21 protein-coding genes are annotated in these 19,899 nt (G+C 64.6%); 17 read left to right on the forward strand and 4 right to left on the reverse strand.

The window, feature by feature from the left end; genetic code table 11:
• Positions 1–13: 13 nt before the first annotated feature.
• From XI04_RS37105 to XI04_RS37180, 16 genes are all read left to right on the forward strand, one after another.
• Positions 14–397 carry a hypothetical protein gene (locus XI04_RS37105; RefSeq protein WP_038947063.1) on the forward strand — a complete coding sequence of 128 codons (384 nt, stop codon included), beginning with the start codon at positions 14–16 and terminating at the stop codon, positions 395–397.
• Entirely contained in the window at positions 394–1,476 is a 1,083-nt protein-coding gene (locus tag XI04_RS37110; protein ID WP_028143427.1) for a PHA/PHB synthase family protein, read from the forward strand. Before XI04_RS37105 ends, XI04_RS37110 begins: the two co-directional genes overlap by 4 nt.
• Positions 1,473–2,066: a GNAT family N-acetyltransferase gene (locus XI04_RS37115; protein WP_161966493.1), complete on the forward strand. Its 594-nt coding sequence runs from the start codon at positions 1,473–1,475 to the stop codon at positions 2,064–2,066. The genes XI04_RS37110 and XI04_RS37115 overlap by 4 nt, the downstream gene beginning before the upstream one ends.
• 224 nt (positions 2,067–2,290) lie before the next feature.
• Entirely contained in the window at positions 2,291–2,746 is a 456-nt protein-coding gene (locus XI04_RS37120; protein ID WP_028143425.1) for a phasin, read from the forward strand.
• 245 nt (positions 2,747–2,991) lie between these two features.
• Positions 2,992–4,278 carry a DUF445 domain-containing protein gene (locus tag XI04_RS37125; protein ID WP_038947065.1) on the forward strand — a complete coding sequence of 429 codons (1,287 nt, stop codon included), beginning with the start codon at positions 2,992–2,994 and terminating at the stop codon, positions 4,276–4,278.
• A 188-nt stretch (positions 4,279–4,466) separates the two neighbouring features.
• Positions 4,467–5,237 carry an esterase/lipase family protein gene (locus XI04_RS37130; protein ID WP_271609330.1) on the forward strand — a complete coding sequence of 257 codons (771 nt, stop codon included), beginning with the start codon at positions 4,467–4,469 and terminating at the stop codon, positions 5,235–5,237.
• A 311-nt stretch (positions 5,238–5,548) separates the two neighbouring features.
• Complete coding sequence (gene paaX / locus XI04_RS37135; RefSeq protein WP_271592685.1) at positions 5,549–6,415, forward strand: phenylacetic acid degradation operon negative regulatory protein PaaX; 867 nt, start codon at positions 5,549–5,551, stop codon at positions 6,413–6,415.
• A 76-nt stretch (positions 6,416–6,491) separates the two neighbouring features.
• Positions 6,492–7,484, forward strand: coding sequence for a 1,2-phenylacetyl-CoA epoxidase subunit PaaA (gene paaA, locus XI04_RS37140; protein WP_271623911.1), 993 nt, complete (start codon positions 6,492–6,494; stop codon positions 7,482–7,484).
• Positions 7,485–7,494: 10 nt separating this feature from the next.
• A complete protein-coding gene (paaB, locus tag XI04_RS37145) occupies positions 7,495–7,782 on the forward strand; it encodes a 1,2-phenylacetyl-CoA epoxidase subunit PaaB (protein ID WP_271623912.1) in 288 nt (95 codons plus the stop codon).
• Positions 7,782–8,558 (forward strand): 1,2-phenylacetyl-CoA epoxidase subunit PaaC, encoded by a 777-nt coding sequence (gene paaC / locus XI04_RS37150; protein ID WP_028143419.1) that lies wholly within the window; start codon positions 7,782–7,784, stop codon positions 8,556–8,558. The genes paaB and paaC overlap by 1 nt, the downstream gene beginning before the upstream one ends.
• Positions 8,552–9,055 (forward strand): 1,2-phenylacetyl-CoA epoxidase subunit PaaD, encoded by a 504-nt coding sequence (paaD, locus tag XI04_RS37155; RefSeq protein WP_038947069.1) that lies wholly within the window; start codon positions 8,552–8,554, stop codon positions 9,053–9,055. Before paaC ends, paaD begins: the two co-directional genes overlap by 7 nt.
• A 2-nt stretch (positions 9,056–9,057) precedes the next feature.
• Positions 9,058–10,140, forward strand: a complete 1,083-nt coding sequence (paaE, locus tag XI04_RS37160) for a 1,2-phenylacetyl-CoA epoxidase subunit PaaE (RefSeq protein WP_271609332.1) — start codon at positions 9,058–9,060, stop codon at positions 10,138–10,140.
• A gap of 101 nt (positions 10,141–10,241) precedes the next feature.
• Positions 10,242–10,691, forward strand: a complete 450-nt coding sequence (gene paaI / locus XI04_RS37165) for a hydroxyphenylacetyl-CoA thioesterase PaaI (protein ID WP_271609333.1) — start codon at positions 10,242–10,244, stop codon at positions 10,689–10,691.
• 38 nt (positions 10,692–10,729) lie between these two features.
• Entirely contained in the window at positions 10,730–12,061 is a 1,332-nt protein-coding gene (gene paaK / locus XI04_RS37170; RefSeq protein ID WP_271609334.1) for a phenylacetate--CoA ligase PaaK, read from the forward strand.
• A 77-nt stretch (positions 12,062–12,138) separates the two neighbouring features.
• Positions 12,139–13,143, forward strand: a complete 1,005-nt coding sequence (locus XI04_RS37175) for a quinone oxidoreductase family protein (protein ID WP_271609335.1) — start codon at positions 12,139–12,141, stop codon at positions 13,141–13,143.
• Positions 13,144–13,145: 2 nt separating this feature from the next.
• Positions 13,146–14,204: a YeeE/YedE family protein gene (locus XI04_RS37180; protein WP_271609336.1), complete on the forward strand. Its 1,059-nt coding sequence runs from the start codon at positions 13,146–13,148 to the stop codon at positions 14,202–14,204.
• Here the strand turns inward: XI04_RS37180 and XI04_RS37185 are convergent.
• Positions 14,183–15,097: a DMT family transporter gene (locus tag XI04_RS37185; RefSeq protein WP_271609337.1), complete on the reverse strand. Its 915-nt coding sequence runs from the start codon at positions 15,095–15,097 to the stop codon at positions 14,183–14,185. The genes XI04_RS37180 and XI04_RS37185 overlap by 22 nt on opposite strands.
• A 100-nt stretch (positions 15,098–15,197) precedes the next feature.
• On the opposite strand from XI04_RS37185, the gene pdxR reads away from it, so the two are divergent.
• Entirely contained in the window at positions 15,198–16,628 is a 1,431-nt protein-coding gene (pdxR, locus tag XI04_RS37190) for a MocR-like pyridoxine biosynthesis transcription factor PdxR (RefSeq protein WP_271609418.1), read from the forward strand.
• A 10-nt stretch (positions 16,629–16,638) separates the two neighbouring features.
• Here pdxR and XI04_RS37195 read toward each other — a convergent pair whose 3' ends face one another.
• Genes XI04_RS37195 through XI04_RS37205 form a run of 3 tightly spaced genes read right to left on the reverse strand, consistent with a single transcriptional unit; the run spans position 16,639 to position 19,875 of the window.
• The gene (locus XI04_RS37195; protein WP_271609338.1) at positions 16,639–17,862 is read right to left on the reverse strand and encodes a bifunctional alpha/beta hydrolase/OsmC family protein; all 1,224 of its coding nucleotides are present in this window, start codon (positions 17,860–17,862) and stop codon (positions 16,639–16,641) included.
• 27 nt (positions 17,863–17,889) lie between these two features.
• Positions 17,890–18,549: a sulfite oxidase-like oxidoreductase gene (locus tag XI04_RS37200; RefSeq protein ID WP_271609339.1), complete on the reverse strand. Its 660-nt coding sequence runs from the start codon at positions 18,547–18,549 to the stop codon at positions 17,890–17,892.
• 3 nt (positions 18,550–18,552) lie between these two features.
• Positions 18,553–19,875, reverse strand: coding sequence for an MFS transporter (locus XI04_RS37205; protein ID WP_271592676.1), 1,323 nt, complete (start codon positions 19,873–19,875; stop codon positions 18,553–18,555).
• Positions 19,876–19,899 lie beyond the last annotated feature (24 nt).

The following is a 19,899-nucleotide window of genomic DNA, read 5'->3' on the forward strand; positions in this document are numbered from 1 at the left end:
CTGGAGGACACCGATGACCGACAAGACCAATGACCCGGTCGCCATGTGGCAAAAGATGGTTGGTGAGATGGAGAAGGGGTTCAACTCCTTCGCCAACCAGGCCATGTCGTCGCCCGAGTTTTCGCAGGCGATGAACCGTGCGGGGGGAGTTGCTGCAGGTGCTCAGAAGCAGCTCGGCGAACTCATGGAGAAGTACTTGGTCTCCATGAACCTGCCGAGTCGGGAGCAGGTCACAGGCCTTGCCGAAAGGCTGCAAGCTATCGAAGTCCAGATCGGTGAGATCAAGTCGCTGCTGAACCAGATGGCTGCAAGTGCCGGCGTGTCTCAGGGGGGCGATTCCGCATTGCGGCCGCCGCGCACCAAGCGCCCGCCGTCTGAGGGCGGAGAGCAGGCATGAATGCAGCTCCCGGACTTGATTTCGCTTCTATCCCGGAACGCATCCAGAGCGAGGTGCAGCGCGCCATCCAGCGCAGCATCAAGGGCGTCGAATATTTCTCGACCTCGGGTCCATCACTTGGATCGACGCCCAAGGACGTGCTGCATTCGCGCGGCACCATGAATCTCTATCATTATCGCCCCATGTCGGACGAGATCTACCGCGTGCCGGTGCTGATCGTGATGGCCACCACCAACCGCGGCTACATCCTCGACCTCGTCCCCGGCCAGAGTTTTATCGAATTCCTGCTCAAGCGCGGTTACGACGTCTATATGCTCGACTGGAGCGCGCCGCGGCCGGAGGAGAAGAGCCTGCGGATGGAGGACTATGTCCTCGACTTCATTCCGGACTGTGTTCGCCGGGTGCAAGCTGATTCCGGCGAGCAGGACGTCTCCGTGATCGGCTATTGCTTCGGCGGCGTGCTGTCGCTGCTCTACGGCGCGATCCACAAGGATGGGCCGATGAAGAATTTGATCTGCTTCACCACGCCGATCGACTTCCGCGAGATGAAGCTGTTCTCGAATTTCTCCGACCGTCGCTATTTCGACGTCGACCGCCTCGTCGACAGCGTCGGCAACGTGCCGCCGGAGATGATCCTGTCCTCGTTCGAGATGCTGCGTCCGGCCTCGCGCACGGTGAGCCAGATCCAGCTCTGGGAAAACATCTGGAACGACGAGTTCGTCAAGTCCTACCGCATGTTCGACCGTTGGGCGACCGACACCCTGCCGCTGGCGGGCGAGTATTTCCGCGCCATCACCAAAGACCTGATGTGGGACAACAAGCTGTTCAACGACACCATGTCGGTCGGCGGCCGGCCTGCGAAGCTCGACAACATCAAGGTGCCGATTCTGCATGCGGTCGCCGAGCATGATCACATCGTGCCGTATGACGCCGCCAAGCACCTGATCGCGAAGATCGGATCTGCGGACAAGGAAGAGGTGATGCTGAAGGGCGGTCACGTCTCGCTCGTCGCGGGAGCCAACGCCGTGAAGCGGCTATGGCCGAAACTGGATTCCTGGCTAGGGAAGAGATCGACATGAGCGAGCAGCGTTCGTATCCGCGTCACGTCAAGACCGACGCCGGCGATATCGAGATTCGCTTGATGTCGCCTGCGGATGAAGCCGCGGTGCTCGCCTTCGGCAAGGGCCTGCCGACCCACGATTTGTTGTTTTTGCCGCGCAATATCAGCGAGCCGAAGGTGCTGTCGGCCTGGGTCAAGGAGATCGAGCGTGGCGCGATTACGAGCCTGCTTGCGGTCAGGGACGGCAAGGTCGTCGGCTGCGGCACGCTGGTGCGCGATCCGCACTCCTGGTCGCCCCATGTCGGCGAGATTCGCATGGTCGTCTCGCTCGATGTGCGCGGGAAGGGGGTAGGGCGGGCGCTGTCGCAGGAGACCTTCGCGCTCGCGCTCGGCGCGGGCCTGGAAAAACTCTCGGTTCAGATGACGGTCGACCAGCAGGCCGCGATCGCCGTGTTCGAGAGCCTCGGTTTCAAGGCCGAAGCGTTGCTGCGAGATCACGTCCGGGACGTCGACGGCAAGACCCACGACATCGTCGTGCTCGGCCATAACATCGCGCAGGTCCAGGCCCAGATGGAGGCCTACGGGCTCCCAGGCGCCGTCCAGCACTAGGACCGCCGTCTCCAGCACTGGGGAGATGGTCCGACCGCTCTCCGGGAACCTGCTTGGCCAGGGAGGCATCATATGCCTCCTGTTAAGGCTGTTCACAGTTTCGTGATATCGCAGTGCAATAATAATATTGCATCGCACAATTAACTATGCCATATAAGCCGTGCCCCGGGCCATCGAGGACGGGGTGAGCCCATAGCTCAACCAATGAGGATGGAGAGAACCCCATGACCACTGAAACCAACACCGCTTTCGAGGGCTTCAAGGACGCTTTCAAGAACATCCAGAACCTGGAAGTTCCCGAGGCCGCCCGCGAGTTCGTCAAGAAGACCGCCAACACCGCCAAGGACCGTGCTGCAGAGGTGTTCGCTGGCTCCGAGCGCGTGACCGCCGCCGTCGAGAACGCGGTGACCGAGTCCGTCACCGAGGCCGGCAAGATCAGCCGCAATATCCAGCAGGCGATCTATGACGACGCCCAGGCGTTCTTCGCCAGCATCGACAAGCTTGCTTCCGCCAAGTCGGTCAGCGAAGCCGTCGAGATCCAGTCGAGCCTGCTCCGCGCCCGCGGCGAAGTGTTCGTCTCGCGCGCCAAGGCGACCGCCGACTATTTCGGCCAGCTCGCCGCCAACGGTGCGAAGTCCGCTCAGGACAATTTTGCCAAGGTCTACAACAAGACCGCCTGATCCGGCGCCCTGAGTCAAAACTCAATTTGAGGCCCGCTTCGGCGGGCCTTTGTTTTTGCCTCTTGCGTTCCCCGGACGCAGTGCAGCCGCCCCTGGCGATGCGAAGCATCGACCAGGGGTGTGGTGCACTGCTGATCCGGGGGCCATCCTGCATCGGATGCTTGCTGGGTCCCGGCTCTGCGGCGCATCGCTCTGCGCTGCACCGCGTCCGGGACACGCGGAGATCGACACGCTAAGTATCTACAATGACCCCACCCGCCGCCTTCTCCTTCGATACTCCCGGCGATGCCGAACGCGCGGCCGAGCTGCGCCGCGTGAAAGCGCTGGCGACGCTGGTGCTGGCTTCGACGCTTGCCCTGTTCGTCGTCGCGAAGTTGCTGCTGAACGCGCATCCCGTGTTCGGCTTCATCGCCGCCTTCGCGGAAGCCGCGACCATCGGCGGCCTCGCCGACTGGTATGCCGTGGTTGCCCTGTTCAAGCGGCCGCTCGGCCTGCCGATCCCGCATACCGCGATCATCCAGAGCAACCAGGCCCGGATCGCCGACAAGCTCGGCGAATTCATCCAAGTGCATTTCCTCGAGGCGGGACCGGTCGAGGCCAAGCTAAAGGAGATCGATTTCGGCTCCTTCGTCGCCGACTGGCTGCGCGACCGCAAGCGCAGCGACGATCTCGCGCGCTTCGCGCTCCGCCTGTTGCCGGAGGCCGTCTCGGCGACGGAGAGCTCGGGTCTGATGACCTTCATCATCCGCCGCATGTCATCGCAGCTCCAGGCGATCGACCTTGCGCCACTCGCCGCCGGCACGCTGCGCGGTTTCGTGGCGGAGGGGCGCCATCAGATCCTGTTCGACGATCTCCTGCGCGTGATGCACGAGACGCTGAACCAGAAAGAGACGATGGGGATGATCCGCGAGAAGGTGCGCGCGGAATTGCCGACCCTACTGCGGCTCTACCGAGCCGACAAGTTTCTGGTGAACAAGATCGTGGCGTCCGCGACCGCCTTCTTCAACGAGGTGCGCAGCGATCCCAAGCATCCCTTCCGCGGCGAGTTCGACCGCATGGTGCTGAGCTTCGTCGACCGGCTCGGCACTGACCAGGCCTATATCGACCGCATCGCCGGCTTGAAGCGCGACCTCCTCGCGCGGCCCGAGCTTGCCGATCTCGCACGCACCGTCTGGGCCAACACACGCTCCTTCATCGAACGCAGCGCGAGCGGCGAGACGCAGGTGCTACAGCATCATCTCGCCGGCATGTTCGTTTCCGCCGGCGATGCGCTCGCCGGCGATGCCGAGCTGCGCGACGAGATCAACAAGGGGCTGGTGACGGTGCTGCGCAGCTTCGTCGCCGACCAGAAGAGCGGCGTCTCGATCTTCATCTCCGACCAGGTCAAGGCCTGGGACATGGCGCAGCTGATTTCGCTGATCGAAATCAACATCGGGCGCGACCTGCAATACATCCGTTTCAACGGTTCGCTGATCGGTGGGCTCGCCGGGCTCGCGCTCTACTCCGTAGAATTCCTGCTCCGATTGCTGTGACTTTTGCGCCACGGACGTTAGCATTAACGCGCGGGCCTATTGTCGCCCCGCCACTCTCCCGCTTGAATGTCGGGAACCGGCCGCCTAGCTGATTCATGCTGCGCTGCGGAACGATCAAGAAGCCGGCGTATTGGAATTCATGCCCATTTGCCGGCATCGCGCCCGGCGCCTTCTCAGGGGAAACATTGATGACCGCTACTGCCCAGACGCTGCGTCCGCCGTCGAGAACTCTGATGTTTATGGAAGGGCGCGCGATCCACGAGTTCGGCGCATTCCTCGGCGCGCTGCCGCTGCTGAGCCTTGCGCCGCGCGGTGATGGGCACCCGGTGCTGGTGCTGCCGGGCCTCGTGGCCTCCGATGCATCCACGCGTGCGTTGCGCACGTTTCTGACCAGTAAGGGATATGCGGTGAGCGGCTGGCGCCAGGGCCGCAACTATGGCCTTCGCGAGGGCGTGCAGCATGCCATGGTCGATCTGGTCGAGAAGCTCAGCGACACCCATGGCCGCAAGATCAGCCTGGTCGGTTGGAGCCTTGGCGGCCTCTATGCGCGGCAGCTCGCCAAGATGATGCCCGAGCGCGTGCGGCAGGTGATCACGCTCGGCAGTCCTTTTGCCGGCAATCCTCGTTCGACCAATGCCTGGCGCGTCTATGAATGGGCGAGCGGGCGGAGGTCCGACGAGGTCGATCCGCGGTTCGGCGGCGAGCTCGCGGCGCCGCCGCCGGTGCCGACCACCGCCATCTTCAGCCGCACCGACGGCGTTTGCGCCTGGCAGGGCTGCATGGAGAAGTCGGGCGGGCAGACCGAGAGCATCGAGGTCGAGAGCAGCCATTGCGGCATGGGCCATCATCCCGCCGTGGTCTATGCGGTCGCCGATCGGCTCGCACAGAAGGAAGGCCAGTGGCGGCCATTCGACCGCAGCGGCTGGCGCAGCTTGGCCTATCCCGATCCGCATCGGTGATCTTCGCCTCTTTCCGCGTGCGGCAGGGCAATCGGATTTGAACATTGAGCAGAGGTCGTCATGCCCGGGCCTGTCCCGGGCATCCACGTTCTTGTGCTGCGTGAAAGGCTCGTGGATGGCCGGGACAGGCCCGGCCATGACGCTGTGAGTACGCCGCGAGTCCGACTCCCTCCGTCCCCGCGGAGCCTCCCCCTCATCCCGACCTTCTCAGCGCGAGCGAAGCTCGTCGCGGCCACGCAAGCGAGGAGGAGAAGAGAAGGCGTCGCACCCGTCCATTGTCGCGCCCGCATCAAACGCGCTATGCCTCGCGCATGGCGCATCCGCTCTCCCGCATCATCGACCAGCTCAAGCGTGAACCGTCGCGCACCGGCTCCATCGTCATCACCGTGTTCGGCGATGCCATCGTGCCCCGCGGCGGTTCGGTGTGGCTCGGCACGCTGCTCGAATTCTTCGACGGTCTCGACATCGACAGCGGCGTGGTGCGCACCACGATGTCGCGGCTTGCGGCCGATGGCTGGCTCACGCGGGAAAAGGTCGGCCGCAACAGCTTCTATCGGCTTGCCGAGAAGGGCCGCCAGACCTTCGAGGCCGCGACACGCCACATCTACGATCCGCCGCCATCCGACTGGACCGGACGCTTCGAGCTGCTCCTGATCGGCAATGGCGGAGATCGCGACGTCTCGCGCGAAGCGCTCCGTAACGCCGGCTTCGGCAGTCCGCTGCCGGGGGTTTGGGTCGCGCCGTCGGGCCTGGCGGTGCCGGATGAAGCCGCGGGCGCGATCCGTCTCGAAGTCTCGGCTGAGGATGACAGCGGGCGTCGCCTGCTCAGTGCGAGTTGGCCGCTGGACCGCACCGCGGATGCCTATCTGAAATTCATGAAGACGTTCGAGCCGCTGCGCGCCGCGATCGGCCGCGGCACCGATTTGTCCGAGGCCGACGCATTTACCGCGCGCATCCTCCTGATCCACTACTATCGCCGCGTCGTGCTGCGCGATCCGCTATTGCCCGAAAGCCTGCTGCCGACGAACTGGCCGGGCAGGGCGGCACGGAACCTGTGCGGCGAAATCTATCGCGCGCTGCTTGCCTCCTCCGAACAATGGCTTGATGGACATGGAACCAACGAGAAAGGGCCATTGCCGCCGGCGCGAAAGCTTCTGGAAAGGAGGTTCGAGGCCTGAGTTTTATGTTACAGAAATATCTTGCATGACGTAACTTTTGTTATATATTGCCTCCCAATAAATCGGGAGGATGCGCATGTATACCCAAGCGCTGAATACGGCCGAGACCGACGACCGCGGTCTTGAGGACGCAGCCAAGGCTGCGCAGTTCCAGGCCCGCATCGATGCCGAGGAGCGCATCGAGCCGAACGACTGGATGCCGGCGGCCTATCGCAAGACGCTCACACGCCAGATTTCCCAGCACGCCCATTCCGAAATCGTCGGCATGCTGCCTGAGGGCAACTGGATCACCCGTGCGCCGACCCTGCGCCGCAAGGCCGCGCTGCTCGCCAAGGTGCAGGACGAGTGCGGCCACGGGCTCTATCTCTATGCTGCGGCCGAGACGCTCGGCTCATCGCGCGAGGAGCTGGTCGATGCCATGCTCGCGGGCAAAGCCAAGTACTCCTCGATCTTCAACTATCCGACGCTGACCTGGGCTGATATCGGCACCATCGGCTGGCTGGTCGACGGCGCCGCGATCATGAACCAGATCCCGCTGTGCCGCTGCTCCTACGGCCCCTATGCGCGCGCGATGATCCGGGTCTGCAAGGAGGAGTCGTTCCATCAGCGCCAGGGCTACGAGATCATGCTGACGCTGTGCCGCGGCTCGGACGAGCAGAAGGCGATGGCGCAGGATGCGCTGAACCGCTGGTGGTGGCCGGTGCTGATGATGTTCGGCCCGCCAGATAGCACGAGCCAGCATAGCGACACCTCGACCAAGTGGAAGATCAAGCGTTTCTCCAACGACGAGCTGCGCCAGAAGTTCGTCGATGCCACGGTGCCGCAGGCGCAATATCTCGGCCTCACCATCCCCGATCCCGGCGTGATTCAGGATGCCGACGGGCACTGGCGTTACAGCGAGATCGACTGGACCGAGTTCAAGCAGGTGCTCGCCGGCAACGGCCCCTGCAATCGCGACCGCATGGCCGCGCGCCGCAAGGCGCATGCGGAGGGGGCCTGGGTACGCGAAGCCGCCGCCGCCTACGCCGCCAAGCGCTCGCATCGCCAGACCGCACAAGCCGCGGAATAGGGAGATCAACATGGCCACTCCGAACACGCCGCTGTGGGAAGTCTTCATTCGTAGCCGCAATGGGCTCGCGCACAAGCATGTGGGATCGCTGCATGCGAGCGATGCCAACATGGCGCTGCAAGCCGCCCGCGACATCTACACCCGCCGCGGCGAGGGCCTGTCGATCTGGGTCGTGCCGTCGACCGCGATCACTGCGAGCGATCCCGCCGAGAAGGCCATGATGTTCGAACCGGCGGAATCGAAGATCTACCGGCATCCGACGTTCTACGAGGTGCCGGAAGAAGTGGGACATATGTGATGCCGGTCGCCAACATCGATGTCTCCGAAACGCCGCTGGTGCTCTACGCGCTGCGCCGCGCCGACGATGCGCTGATCCTCGGCCACAGGCTGTCGGAATGGTGCGGGCATGCGCCGATGCTGGAAGAGGATATGGCGCTCTCCAACATCGCGCTCGACCTGATCGGTCAGGCGCGCGAACTCTACACCTACGCTGCCAAGGCCGAGGGCAGGGATAACGACGAGGACAAGCTCGCTTATCTGCGCGACGTCAGGCAGTACCGCAATCTGCTGCTGGTGGAGCAGCCCAACGGCGATTTTTCCCAGACTTTGGTGCGGCAGTTCTTCTATTCCGCGTTCGCCGACCTCTACTGGCGCGCGATGATGAATTCGCGCGACACGACACTGGCAGCGATTGCCGCCAAGTCGGAGAAGGAGAGCGCCTATCATTTGCGCCACGCCTCGGAGTGGCTCATCCGGCTCGGCGACGGCACCGATGAGAGTCATGCCCGCGCGCAAGCCGCGATCGATCATCTCTGGGCCTTCACCGGCGAGATGTTTGCCGTCGACGACGGCGAGCGCGCGCTGATCCATGCTGGTATCGCGATCGATCCCGGCACCTTGCGTGGTCGCTGGTTGCAGACGCTTTCCGATGTCGTCAGCGAAGCCACGCTGGTCTTGCCGCAGAATGACTGGATGCAGCAAGGCGGCCGCGTGGGCCGGCACAGCGAACATCTCGGCCATCTCCTGTCCGAGCTGCAATCGATGCAGCGCACCTTTCCGGGCCTGACATGGTGAGCCTGCTCGATCGTGACAGCGAACTGCGCCGGCGCGCCTGGGACGCTGCGGCGAGCGTGGTCGATCCCGAAATTCCGGTGCTGACCATCGCCGATCTCGGCGTGCTGCGCGAGGTTTCCCTCGACGGCGATCACGTCGAGGTCGCGATCACGCCGACCTATTCCGGCTGTCCGGCGATGAACATGATCGCGCTGGAAATCGAGCTGGCGCTGGAGCGCGCCGGTTTTCGCCGGTCAAAAGTCCGCACCGTGCTGTCGCCGGCCTGGACGACCGACTGGATGAGCGAGGAGGGCCGCCAAAAGCTGCGCGCCTACGGCATCGCGCCGCCGCAGGCATCAAGCTCACGCCGGGCGCTGTTTGGTGAACAGGCGGTGGGCTGCCCGCAATGCGGCTCGGAAAACACTGAGCTGCTGTCTGAATTCGGCTCGACCTCCTGCAAGGCGCTGTGGCGCTGCAAGTCCTGCCGCGAACCCTTCGACTATTTCAAGTGTCATTGATCATGTCAGCAGCCGCACCGCGCTTCCATCGCCTGGCCGTCAGCGACCTTCGTCGCGAGGCGTCCGACGCCGTCTCGATGACCTTCGCCATCCCCGGCGATCTCGCCGGCGATTACGCTTTCACGCCCGGCCAGTACCTCACGCTCCGCACGACGCTCGACGGAGAGGAGGTGCGCCGCTCCTATTCGATCTGTTCCGGCCCTGATGACGGCGAGATTCGTATCGCCGTGAAGAAGATCGACGGCGGCGCGTTTTCGAACTGGGCGGCGGACGAGCTGAAATGCGGCGACCAGCTCGACGTGATGACGCCGACCGGGCGCTTCGGTGCAGTCCCGCCGGCGGATATTGCACGCATCCATGTCGGCTTTGCCGCGGGCTCCGGCATCACACCGATCCTGTCGATCGTGAAGGGCGTGCTCGCGCGTGAGCAAGGCAGTCGCTTCTTCCTGTTCTACGGAAACCGCACGACCGACAACATCATGTTTCTCGAGGCTCTCGAGGAGCTCAAGGATCGCTTCATCGACCGCCTCTCCATCTTCCACGTTATCTCCGGCGAAGAGCAGGACATCCCGATCCTGCATGGCCGGCTCGACGGCGACAAGGTGAGGGTGCTGCTGCGCTCGCTGGTGCCGGCGGCCAGCGTCGATCATCTCTACATCTGTGGCCCTCTCGGCATGAGCGAGGACATCGAGACCACCTGCCGCGAGCTCGGCATCGCGGAAGAGCGTATCCACGTCGAGCGCTTCGTCTCCGAGTTCGGCGGCAAGCCGCGGCCGAAGAAGGTGGTCGCGCCCGACGCGCCGCCGAAGGCGATCGCCTCGCTGATCATCGACGGCAAGCGCCGCGACGTTCCGGTCGCCGAGGACGAGGCGATCCTCGATGCGGCGCTACGCGCCGGCGTCGATCTGCCCTTCGCCTGCAAGGGCGGCATGTGCTCGACCTGCCGCGCCAAGCTGGTCGAAGGTGAGGCGCCGATGGACATCAACTATTCGCTGGAGCCCTGGGAGTTGAAGGCCGGGTTCGTCCTGACCTGCCAGGCGAAACCGTCGTCGGAGCGTGTCGTGGTCGATTATGACCATGTCTGAGCAGGTGCTTCAGACGCCGGCGATGCAAATGCGTCGCATTATTTGACAGTTTTGGCCAACCAGCAGAACATCATGGAAAACCATCTGGCCGGGAGAAGCGCGTGAACGTCAAAGCTGCCCTGTCGCCCGAGGATGTTGCCCGCGCCTGCGCTGAGGCGATGTGGGCGGAGGACGATGCCTCCAAAGGGCTCGGCATGGAGATCGTGGAGATTGGCCCCGGCTATGCAACGCTCGCGATGACGGTGCGGCCGGATATGGTCAACGGCCAGCGCATTGCCCATGGCGGATTCATCTTCACACTCGCCGATTCCGCCTTCGCCTTTGCCTGCAACTCGCACAACGAACGCGTGGTCGCAGCGCAGGGGCAGATCACCTTCATCAAGCCGGGCAGGCTCGGCGATCGCCTTGTTGCGAAGGCGTGCGAGGTCACCCGCGGCGGCCGCTCCGGCATCTATGACGTGCGAGTTACCGCAAGCGATACCGTCATCGCCGAATTCCGCGGACACTCGCGTGTCATTCCCGGCACGTGGCTGCCGACGCAGAACCAATAATCAATCAAGAAAAAACTAATCAATGGTGGGAAGCGAAGATGGCTTTGACGAGACTCAAGGAAGGCGGCAGCGCCTATAGCGCCGAGATGGACGCGCATGAGCGCGCCTCGCGCGACGAGATCATGGCGCTGCAGAAGCAGCGGCTGACCTGGTCGCTGAAGCACGCCTATGACAACGTGGCGCATTATCGCAAGGCCTTCGACGAGGCCGGCGTGCATCCGTCCGATTTTCGCGAGCTCTCCGATCTCGCGAAATTCCCGTTCACGGTGAAAACGGATCTACGCGACAACTATCCCTTCAACATGTTCGCCGTGCCGCGCGAAAAGCTGGTGCGCGTGCATGCGTCCTCCGGCACGACCGGCAAGCCGATCGTGGTGGGGTATACGCAGGGAGACATCGACACCTGGTCGGACGTGATGGCGCGCTCGATCCGCGCGGCCGGCGGCCGCACCGGCATGATCATCCACAACGCCTACGGCTATGGCCTCTTCACCGGCGGCCTTGGCGTGCATTACGGCGCCGAAAAACTCGGCTGCACCGTGGTGCCGATCTCCGGCGGCATGACCGAGCGGCAGGTGCAGCTGATCAACGATTTCAGGCCCGACATCATCACGGTGACGCCGAGCTACATGTTGGCGATCCTCGACGAGTTCAAGCGTCAGAAGCTCGACCCGCGCCAGTGCTCGCTCAAGGTCGGCATTTTCGGCGCCGAGCCCTGGACCAATGCGATGCGCGGTGAGATCGAAGAGGCCTTCGACATGGACGCGACCGATATCTATGGTCTGTCCGAAGTGATCGGCCCCGGCGTCGCCCAGGAGTGCATCGAGACCAAGGATGGCTTGCACATCTGGGAGGATCATTTCTACCCCGAGGTGATCGACCCTGAAACGGGTGCCGTGCTGCCCGACGGGGAAAAGGGCGAGTTGGTCTTCACCTCGCTCACCAAGGAAGCCTTTCCGGTGATCCGATATCGCACCCGCGACCTGACGCGGCTGCTGCCGGGTACGGCGCGGCCGGGCATGCGGCGGATGGAGAAGGTGACGGGCCGCTCGGACGACATGATCATCCTGCGCGGCGTCAACCTGTTCCCGACCCAGATCGAGGAGGTGCTGCTCGCGACCGATTGGTGCGGCGGCCACTTCATCCTGGAGCTCACCCGCGAGGGCCGTATGGACGAGCTGACCATTATCGCGGAGGCGCGATCCGAAAGCTGGGACGGCCGCGGTCTCCTCGACCACGCCGACCGGATTTCGACGCACATCAAGAACACCATCGGCATCAGCTCCAGAGTGCAGGTGGTCGCGCCCGCCACGCTGGAACGCTCGCTGGGCAAGGCCAAACGCCTCTACGACAAGCGGCCCAAGGACTGATTTGAAGGACTGACCTGACCGATTGACTTGATCGGCCCCAAAGGCGACAAGGCCCGCGAGAAATCGCGGGTCTTTTCATGTCGCCAGCCGATACCAAAACCGTCGAAGCGCGCTGCGTGCGCCTCAATGCCAAGGCCGAGAACGCCGCCGCGGTCGCGCCGGTGGTCGAGCGCCACACGCTAACGCGCGGCCCCAATGATCTCCTGATCGAGGTGAAGGCCGCCGCCGTCAATCCCTCCGACGTGAAGGCCGCGACCGGGTTGATGCCCTATGCCGTATTCCCGCGCACGCCGGGCCGCGACTATTCCGGCGTGGTGATCGACGGGCCGGCCGGCACGGTCGGCCGCGAGGTGTTCGGCTCCTCCGGGGATCTCGGCATCCGCCGCGACGGCACTCACGCAACCCATCTCGTCGTCGAAGCTGACGCCGTCGTCGATAAGCCGAAGACGGTGTCCTGGGAGGAGGCCGCCGGCATCGGCGTGCCCTTCGTTACCGCGATGGAAGGTTTTCGCCGCGCGGGCGTGCCGAAGAACGGCGAGACCGTTTTGGTGTTCGGCGTCAATGGCAAGGTCGGCCAGGCCGCGGTGCAGATCGCGACCTGGCAGGGCGCGCGCGTCATCGGCGTGGTGCGCAAGGCGGAAGCTTACGAAGGCCACACCAACGCCCCCATCGAGGTGATCGGCGCGTCCGCGACCGACGTCGCCACGCGCGTACGCGAATTGACCGGCGGCAAGGGCGCCGACATCGTCTTCAATACCGTCGGAGATCCCTATTTCCAGGCCGCGCACAAGTCGCTCGCATTGCGTGGCCGTCAGATCCTGATCGCCGCGATCGACCGCATCGTGCAGTTCAACATCCTCGAATTCTACCGGGGCCAGCACACCTATGTCGGCATCGACACGCTCGGCCTGTCGTCGGCCGCGACTGGCGCGGTGCTGCGCGATCTCGGCGCGGGCTTTGCGAGCGGCCAGCTGAAGCCGTTCCCGATCAAGGCGAATGCCGTCTATCCGCTGGAGCGCGCCAAGGAGGCGTATGTCGCGGTCGCCGGCTCTTCGCGGGATCGCGTGGTCCTGAAGCCGTAATCATGGATTCGTCCGCAGCACTCGTCATCTTCGCCGGCCTCGCCATCGGCCTTGTCTACGGCGCCGTCGGTTTGCTCAGCGGCTTCTGCCTGATGAGCAGCATGCGCGGCTGGCTCGCGCAAGGAGACGGGCGACTGGTGCGGACCTATGCGCTGGCGATCGCCGTCGCGATCGCCGCCAGCCAGTTCCTTGCCGGCAACGGCGTGGCCGATCTGGGCAAGTCGATCTACCTGCAGCAGACGTTCTCGGCGCCGGTGCTGTTCCTCGGCGGAGTGCTGTTTGGTTACGGCATGGTGCTGTCGAACGGCTGCGGCTCGCGCGCCCTGGTGCTGCTCGGCCGCGGCAATCTCCGCTCCTTCGTCGTCGTGATCGTGCTCGCCATCGCTGCGCAGATGACGCTCAAGGGTCTGATCGCACCGGCGCGCATCGCGCTGGTTCAGGCCTCGCAAACCACCGTCAGCGCCAATTCGCTGCCGTCCCTGCTGGCGACGCTTGGTCCAGCTGAAGCTCTTTCGCGCGCGCTGGCTGCCGCCGTGCTCGTCGTCGTGCTGATCCTGTTTGCCTTCGCGCATCCGGCCTTCCGCCGCTCGCCCGGTCAGATCGCAGCGGGAATCATCGTCGGCCTGCTCGTTGCCGCGGGCTGGCTCGTCACCGGCTATCTCGGTGCCGACGACTTCAATCCGGTGCCGGTGACCTCGCTCACCTTCATCGCGCCGATCGCGGACGCGCTGCAATACGCCATGCTCTCGACCGGCCTGACGCTCAATTTCGGCATTGCGACGGTCGCCGGCGTCCTCGCCGGCAGCCTCATCACCGCGCTCGCCACCGGCCGCTTCAAGCTCGAAGGCTATTCCTCGCCGCGCCACATGCTGCGCTCGGGCAGCGGCGCCGCGCTGATGGGCATCGGCGGCGTGATGGCGTTCGGCTGCTCGATCGGGCAGGGGCTCACGGGCGTGTCGACGCTGGCGCTGGGCTCGTTCGTCGCGCTCGCCGGCATCCTGCTCGGCACGACCGCGGGTCTGCGTGGCGTGCTGCGGGTTCAACCGCTCGCGATGGCCTGACCGCGCAACAGCCGGTCGCCGAGCGTCGCAAGTCCGATGCCGGTGACGATCAATCCGGCCGCGACGGCGAGGCTCAAGTCGAGGGGCTCGCCCAGCAGGATCGCCGCACTGGCGATACCGACGAGCGGCGTCCCGGTGGTGCCAAGCGACGTCGTCAGCGCCGAGATGCTCTTGTTGACCATCGACATCGCCCAATAGGCCAGCGCGGTTCCGATCAGGCCGGAGTAGAGGAACAGCATAGCCAGCCGCCACGACCATTCCACATGTGGCAGCCCGTCGATGACCATCGCCAGGGTCGAGAGCACGACCGTGGCCACGAGCACTTGCCAAAACAGGAGCTGGAGCGGGGAGGCGATCCAGCGATGCGCGCGGATATAGATGATGTTCGCAGCCCACGAGATCGCGGCCAGGATGACCATGCCGGCGCCGAGCACGACGTTGGCATTGCCCCAGTCTATTGAGGACGGATTCAGGATCACGGCAAGGCCGATCAGTCCGAGCAGGGCGCCGGCAAGCTTGGGTGCGGTCAGCATGTCCTTCCCGAGCAGGGGTGCCGCAATCGCGACCCAGAGCGGCGTGGTGTAGCCGAGCACGATGCCCTTGCTCGCGGGCAGGAAGCGCAGGCCGGCCGCGACCAGAATGGAGAAGAGCGTCATGTGCAGCAGCGCGACGCTGAGGACCACCGGCACGTCGCGCCGCTCCGGAATCACGAGATTGTTGCTCAGTCCGAGGATGACAAACAATCCTGCCAGCGCGATCCAGCTCCGGATCGCCGAGCTCAACAGCGGCGGGACGAGCTGCACCAATTGCTTCGTCACCGACCAGTTCACGCCCCAGGCCAGCACGACGATGAGGAACAGGCCGACGGCCGCGCGGGGGGACAGGGAGTTCATCGCAAGATCCTTGAAGCAGTCCGGTCCGGCCGATAGCATCCGCACTGATACCCACAAAAGCGCCAGATCGGAAAGGAACAAGGTGCCAGTTTCGGACGATATGATCTCGGCCCTGATCGACCTGAAGCGGGCCGGCGACGACGGGCTGGTGGCTCAACTGACGAGCCAGCTCCGAGGCTTGATCGCGACCGGCCGCCTCGGCAAAGGCCGCACGCTCCCCTCAAGCCGCCGGCTGGCCAGCGATCTCGGCGTTTCCCGCAACACCGTCACCTATGCGTTCGAGCAGCTCGCCGCGGAGGGATATCTCGCGGCGTCGCACGGCCGCCGTCCGGTGGTCACCGTCGACGGCGGCGAACGGCGTCAAGGAGCGGAGGCCGTTGCGGCGCGCGTGCGCACCGGCAAGCCGCGGCTTTCACCCTGGGCCTCGCAGCTCAAGCAGACCGACTGGCCGATGTCCTATCAGGTGCCGCTCAGACCGTTGCGGCCAGGGCTTGGAGATGCGCGGGAGTTTCCGAACGAGATCTGGGCTCGCTGCCTGCGCCGCAGCGCCGTGCGTGCGGCCAAACGCGAGCTCGGACCCGTCAACCGAACGCGCCTGCGCGAGGCGCTCGCGCATTATCTGGCCGCGAGCAGAGGCGTTCGCGCCACGGCAGAGCAGGTCATGATCCTGCCGAGCGCGCAGACCGCGCTGACCTTGATCGCGGCAGTTCTCATCTCCCCCGGCGACGAGGTCTGGGTCGAGGATCCCGGCTATCCCGGCGCGGCCGCCGCTTTCCGCGCCTCCGGCGCGCGCGTGACCGGCATGAGGCTGGACACGGAGGGCATGCAGCGGATGCCGGGTCTCGCGGCTCCGAAATTGATCTTCATGACGCCATCGCACCAGCATCCCACCGGACGGATGATGTCACTGGCGCGCCGCACCGAATTTCTCGGGCTGTGCATGCCCGGCAAGACCTGGATCGTGGAGGACGATTATGACGGCGAATTCCACTATGACAGCCGGCCGGTGCCTGCCTTGCAAGGCCTCGATGCCCATGGCCGCGTGTTCTATGTCGGTACCTTCTCGAAGGTGATGACATCGGATATCCGACTCGGCTATCTCGTCGTGCCGTCGGCATTGGTCAGCACGTTGGAAATCGCGCAGCGGCACATCGGGTTGATTGCCGCGAGCCACATCCAGGAAGCGCTGGCCGAGTTCATCGCCGACGGGCATTTCCTCGCGCATCTGCGCCGGATGCGCCGGCTCTATCACGCGCGCCGCGACCACCTCGTTGCAGGACTGGAGCGCCATCTGGGCGAGATGCTCTCGGTCGAAGTGCCTGCGGGCGGCATCCAGCTCGTCGCCCGTCTCAAACGCGGCACCGCCGATCGGGCGGCAGTCAAACGACTGGCTGCCGCGGGCGTTGAAACGCGGGCGCTGTCCAGCCTGGCGCTGGACCGGCCGCGGGATCATGGCCTGCTGCTCGGTTTTGCGGCCTGGCGTGAGAACGAGATCAGCGCGGCATTGCGGACGATGGCATCGTGCTTCTAGCGCAGTCGCGCTAGCCCACGGCCTTCGTCACGATGCGGATCTCCGAGGTCAGTGTCCGATGCACCGGGCACTTGTCGGCGATCTCCATCAGCTTCTTGCGCTGCTCGGCATCCAGCGCGCCGTCGATTGCGATGTCGCGCTCGATCTGGTCGAGCATGCCCTCGCGCGTGTCGCACTCCGCGCAATCCTTGGCGTAGATTTTCGAATGCTTCAGCGTAACGGTGACGCGGTCGAGCGGCAGCGATTTGCGGTCGGCATAGAGACGCATGGTCATGGAAGTGCACGCGCCCAAGCCGGCGAGCAGGAAATCGTAGGGCCCGGGGCCGGCGTCCTCGCCGCCGGCAGCCACCGGCTCGTCCGCCACAAGCCGATGCGGGCCGACGCTGATGACCTGGTTGAACTTGCTCTTGCGGGTCTCCCGTACCACGACCTGGCGCGGCGCCTCAGGCAGATCCATCGCCTTCGCGGGCTTTGCCGTGTCGATGTAGCGGCTCGACCAGGCCGCGATCAGATCGGCCGCATAGAGCGCGTCGGCGGGCTTGGCGAGCAGATGATCGGCATGGTCGAGCGAGACGAAGCTCTTGGGGTGCCTGGCGGCAACGAAGATCTTGGTCGCATTGTCGATGCCGACGGTGTCGTCGACCGGCGAGTGCATCACCAGCAGCGCCTTGTGCAGCCCCGTGATGTCCTTCATCAGCTCGTGCTCGGCGATGTCGTCGAGGAACTCGCGCTTGATCCGGAACGGGCGTCCTGCGAGCGAGACCTCGACCTCGCCCTGCGCGCGGATGTTGTCGAGATGCTCCCTGAAGAGGCCGGTCACGTGCGCCGGATCGGATGGCGCCGCGATGGTCACAACTGCCCTGGCTTCTGGGATATGTCCGGCTGCCGCGAGGATCGCAGCGCCGCCGAGGCTGTGGCCGATCAGGAGCGACGGCGCCTTGCGGGCGTTGCGCAGATGGTCGGCTGCGCGAACGAGATCGGCGACGTTGGACGAAAACGTCGAATTGGCGAAATCGCCTTCGCTCGAGCCGAGCCCGGTGAAGTCGAAGCGCAGGACCGCGATGCCTTTGGCTGCCAGCGCGACCGAGATGCGCTTGGCGGCGAGCGTATCCTTGCCGCAAGTGAAGCAGTGCGCAAACAGCGCGTAGGCCGCGGGCTCGCCGTCCGGCAACTCCAGCGCGGCGGCAAGCTGATGTCCGCCTTCGCCCGTGAATTGAAAGCGCTCCGTCGACATGGGCTTCCCCTCGTTCCTGCTTGAATTCTAATCGTCGGAATAGCGTTGCTCGGCCCAGGGGTCGCCGCGATTATGATAGCCGCGGACCTCCCAGAAGCCGGGCGCGTCCGCGGTCAGGAATTCGATGGCCTGGAGCCATTTCGCGCTCTTCCAGAAATAGAGATGCGGCACGACCAGCCGCACCGGGCCGCCATGCTCCTCCGTCAGCGGCTGGCCGGACCAGCTATGGGCGAGCAGCGCATCCTCGGCGGCAAAGTCTTCCAGCGCGAGGTTGGTGGTGTAGCCGTCATGGGAATGCAGCGTCACGAAGCGTGCATCCTCGCGCGGCTGGCAGGCCGCGAGCAGCTCGCGCGTGGCAAGCCCTTCCCACTCATTGTCGTAGCGCGACCAGGTGGTGACGCAATGGATGTCGGAGGTGAACCGGGCCTGCTTCTGCGCGATGAATTCGTCGAAGGTCCAGAACACGGGGCTCTCGATCGCGCCGTAGACGTCGAGCCGCCAGCGCTCGCGTGACACCGGCGGCACGACTCCGAGATCGAGCACAGGCCAGTCCTTGGTGAGGTGCTGGCCGGGCGGCAGCCGTTGGTCCTCCGGCCGCGTGATCTTCCCTGTGAGGAAGCGGCCCTCGCGCACCCATTTCTCCTTGGTGCGCGTCAGCTTGCTGTCGGATGGCGTCTCGTCAGCCATGGTCTACTCGTGCCGATGCATTGCCGAAGTGTGCTTGGTGTCGCGCATGGTAGCATAGATGATCAAGGACAGGCAGATGATGCCGCTGAGGTAGAAATAGAACCATTCCTCGTGCCCGATGCTCTTGAAATAGAGCGCGATCGCCGGCGCCGTGCCGCCGAAGACCGACACCGTGATGGCATAGGGCAGGCCGACGCCGAGCGCGCGGACATTGGTCGGGAACAGCTCGGCCTTCACCACGGCGTTGATCGAGGTGTAACCGGCGACGAACAGCCAGGCACAGCAGATCAGGACGAACGCGACGAAGGGCGACTTGGTCTCCTTCAGCGTCATCAACAGCGGTACGGTCGCGAGCGTGCCGGCGACACCGAAGAAGATCAGCAGCGGCTTGCGCCCGATCTTGTCGGAGATCGCGCCGTAGATCGGCTGGAGGATGGTCGCGAAGACCAAGGTGCCGAAGATCACGAAAGTGGTCTGGTCCTCGGTCAGCCCGACCGAGAGCTTGACGAAGGTCTGCATGTAGGTGGTGAAGGTGTAGAATGCTGCAGTGCCACCGGCGGTGAGGCCGACCACCAGCAGCAGCTCGCGCGGATAACGCAGCAAATTGGTGATCGAGCCGGTCGGCTTCACCACCTTCCTGGCTTCCTCGAACGCCTCCGTCTCGTGCAGGCCGCGCCGCATCACCGCTGCGAAGATCGCCAGCGCTGCGCCGATCGCGAAGGGGATACGCCACCCCCAGTCCTTCAGCTCCTGTGGGGTGAGGAAGACCTTTTGCAGGAGCAGCAGCACGATGATCGCGGTGAGCTGGCCGCCGATCAGGGTGACGTATTGAAAGCTCGAATAGAAGCCGCGGTGCTTGGGATCTGCGACCTCGCTGAGATAGGTGGCGCTGGCGCCATATTCGCCGCCGAGGCTCAGGCCCTCGATGACGCGTGCAAGCGCGAGGATGACCGGCGCGGCGAATCCGATCGTGGCATAGGTCGGCGTCAGCGCGATGATCAGCGAACCGAAGCACATGAAGACGACAGAGAGCGTGAGTGAGATGCGCCGTCCGAAATGGTCGGCGAGATAGCCGAAGAACCAGCCGCCCAGGGGGCGCATCAGGAACGTCGCCGCAAAGACGACGGCGACGTTCAATTGCTGCACGACGGGGTCGTTGCCAGGGAAGAAGGCGGGAGCGAAATAGAGCGCGAACGCCGTATAGGCGTAGAAATCGTACCATTCGACCAGATTGCCGATGGAGCCGATGAAGATTGCCTTGATCCGCCGCTTGGCGTCGGCGATGTCGATGTAGTCGGAGGCCGGCTCGATTGCTTGTTCGGTCATGCCCGGCCTCTCCGTTGTCTGGAA

Origin of the sequence: Bradyrhizobium sp. CCBAU 11430 (assembly GCF_028128855.1) — a bacterium.
Taxonomy (GTDB): Bacteria; Pseudomonadota; Alphaproteobacteria; order Rhizobiales; family Xanthobacteraceae; genus Bradyrhizobium; species Bradyrhizobium ottawaense.

Excerpts from the sequence above, each read along its gene's own strand:
- XI04_RS37105 (WP_038947063.1), top strand. The coding sequence starts at position 14 with ATGACCGACAAGACCAATGACCCGGTCGCCATGTGGCAAAAGATGGTT.
- XI04_RS37110 (WP_028143427.1), top strand. The coding sequence starts at position 394 with ATGAATGCAGCTCCCGGACTTGATTTCGCTTCTATCCCGGAACGCATC.
- XI04_RS37115 (WP_161966493.1), top strand. The coding sequence starts at position 1,473 with ATGAGCGAGCAGCGTTCGTATCCGCGTCACGTCAAGACCGACGCCGGC.
- XI04_RS37120 (WP_028143425.1), top strand. The coding sequence starts at position 2,291 with ATGACCACTGAAACCAACACCGCTTTCGAGGGCTTCAAGGACGCTTTC.
- XI04_RS37125 (WP_038947065.1), top strand. The coding sequence starts at position 2,992 with ATGACCCCACCCGCCGCCTTCTCCTTCGATACTCCCGGCGATGCCGAA.
- XI04_RS37130 (WP_271609330.1), top strand. The coding sequence starts at position 4,467 with ATGACCGCTACTGCCCAGACGCTGCGTCCGCCGTCGAGAACTCTGATG.
- paaX (WP_271592685.1), top strand. The coding sequence starts at position 5,549 with ATGGCGCATCCGCTCTCCCGCATCATCGACCAGCTCAAGCGTGAACCG.
- paaA (WP_271623911.1), top strand. The coding sequence starts at position 6,492 with ATGTATACCCAAGCGCTGAATACGGCCGAGACCGACGACCGCGGTCTT.
- paaB (WP_271623912.1), top strand. The coding sequence starts at position 7,495 with ATGGCCACTCCGAACACGCCGCTGTGGGAAGTCTTCATTCGTAGCCGC.
- paaC (WP_028143419.1), top strand. The coding sequence starts at position 7,782 with ATGCCGGTCGCCAACATCGATGTCTCCGAAACGCCGCTGGTGCTCTAC.
- paaD (WP_038947069.1), top strand. The coding sequence starts at position 8,552 with ATGGTGAGCCTGCTCGATCGTGACAGCGAACTGCGCCGGCGCGCCTGG.
- paaE (WP_271609332.1), top strand. The coding sequence starts at position 9,058 with ATGTCAGCAGCCGCACCGCGCTTCCATCGCCTGGCCGTCAGCGACCTT.
- paaK (WP_271609334.1), top strand. The coding sequence starts at position 10,730 with ATGGCTTTGACGAGACTCAAGGAAGGCGGCAGCGCCTATAGCGCCGAG.
- XI04_RS37175 (WP_271609335.1), top strand. The coding sequence starts at position 12,139 with ATGTCGCCAGCCGATACCAAAACCGTCGAAGCGCGCTGCGTGCGCCTC.
- XI04_RS37180 (WP_271609336.1), top strand. The coding sequence starts at position 13,146 with ATGGATTCGTCCGCAGCACTCGTCATCTTCGCCGGCCTCGCCATCGGC.
- XI04_RS37185 (WP_271609337.1), bottom strand. The coding sequence starts at position 15,097 with ATGAACTCCCTGTCCCCCCGCGCGGCCGTCGGCCTGTTCCTCATCGTC.
- pdxR (WP_271609418.1), top strand. The coding sequence starts at position 15,198 with ATGATCTCGGCCCTGATCGACCTGAAGCGGGCCGGCGACGACGGGCTG.
- XI04_RS37195 (WP_271609338.1), bottom strand. The coding sequence starts at position 17,862 with ATGTCGACGGAGCGCTTTCAATTCACGGGCGAAGGCGGACATCAGCTT.
- XI04_RS37200 (WP_271609339.1), bottom strand. The coding sequence starts at position 18,549 with ATGGCTGACGAGACGCCATCCGACAGCAAGCTGACGCGCACCAAGGAG.
- XI04_RS37205 (WP_271592676.1), bottom strand. The coding sequence starts at position 19,875 with ATGACCGAACAAGCAATCGAGCCGGCCTCCGACTACATCGACATCGCC.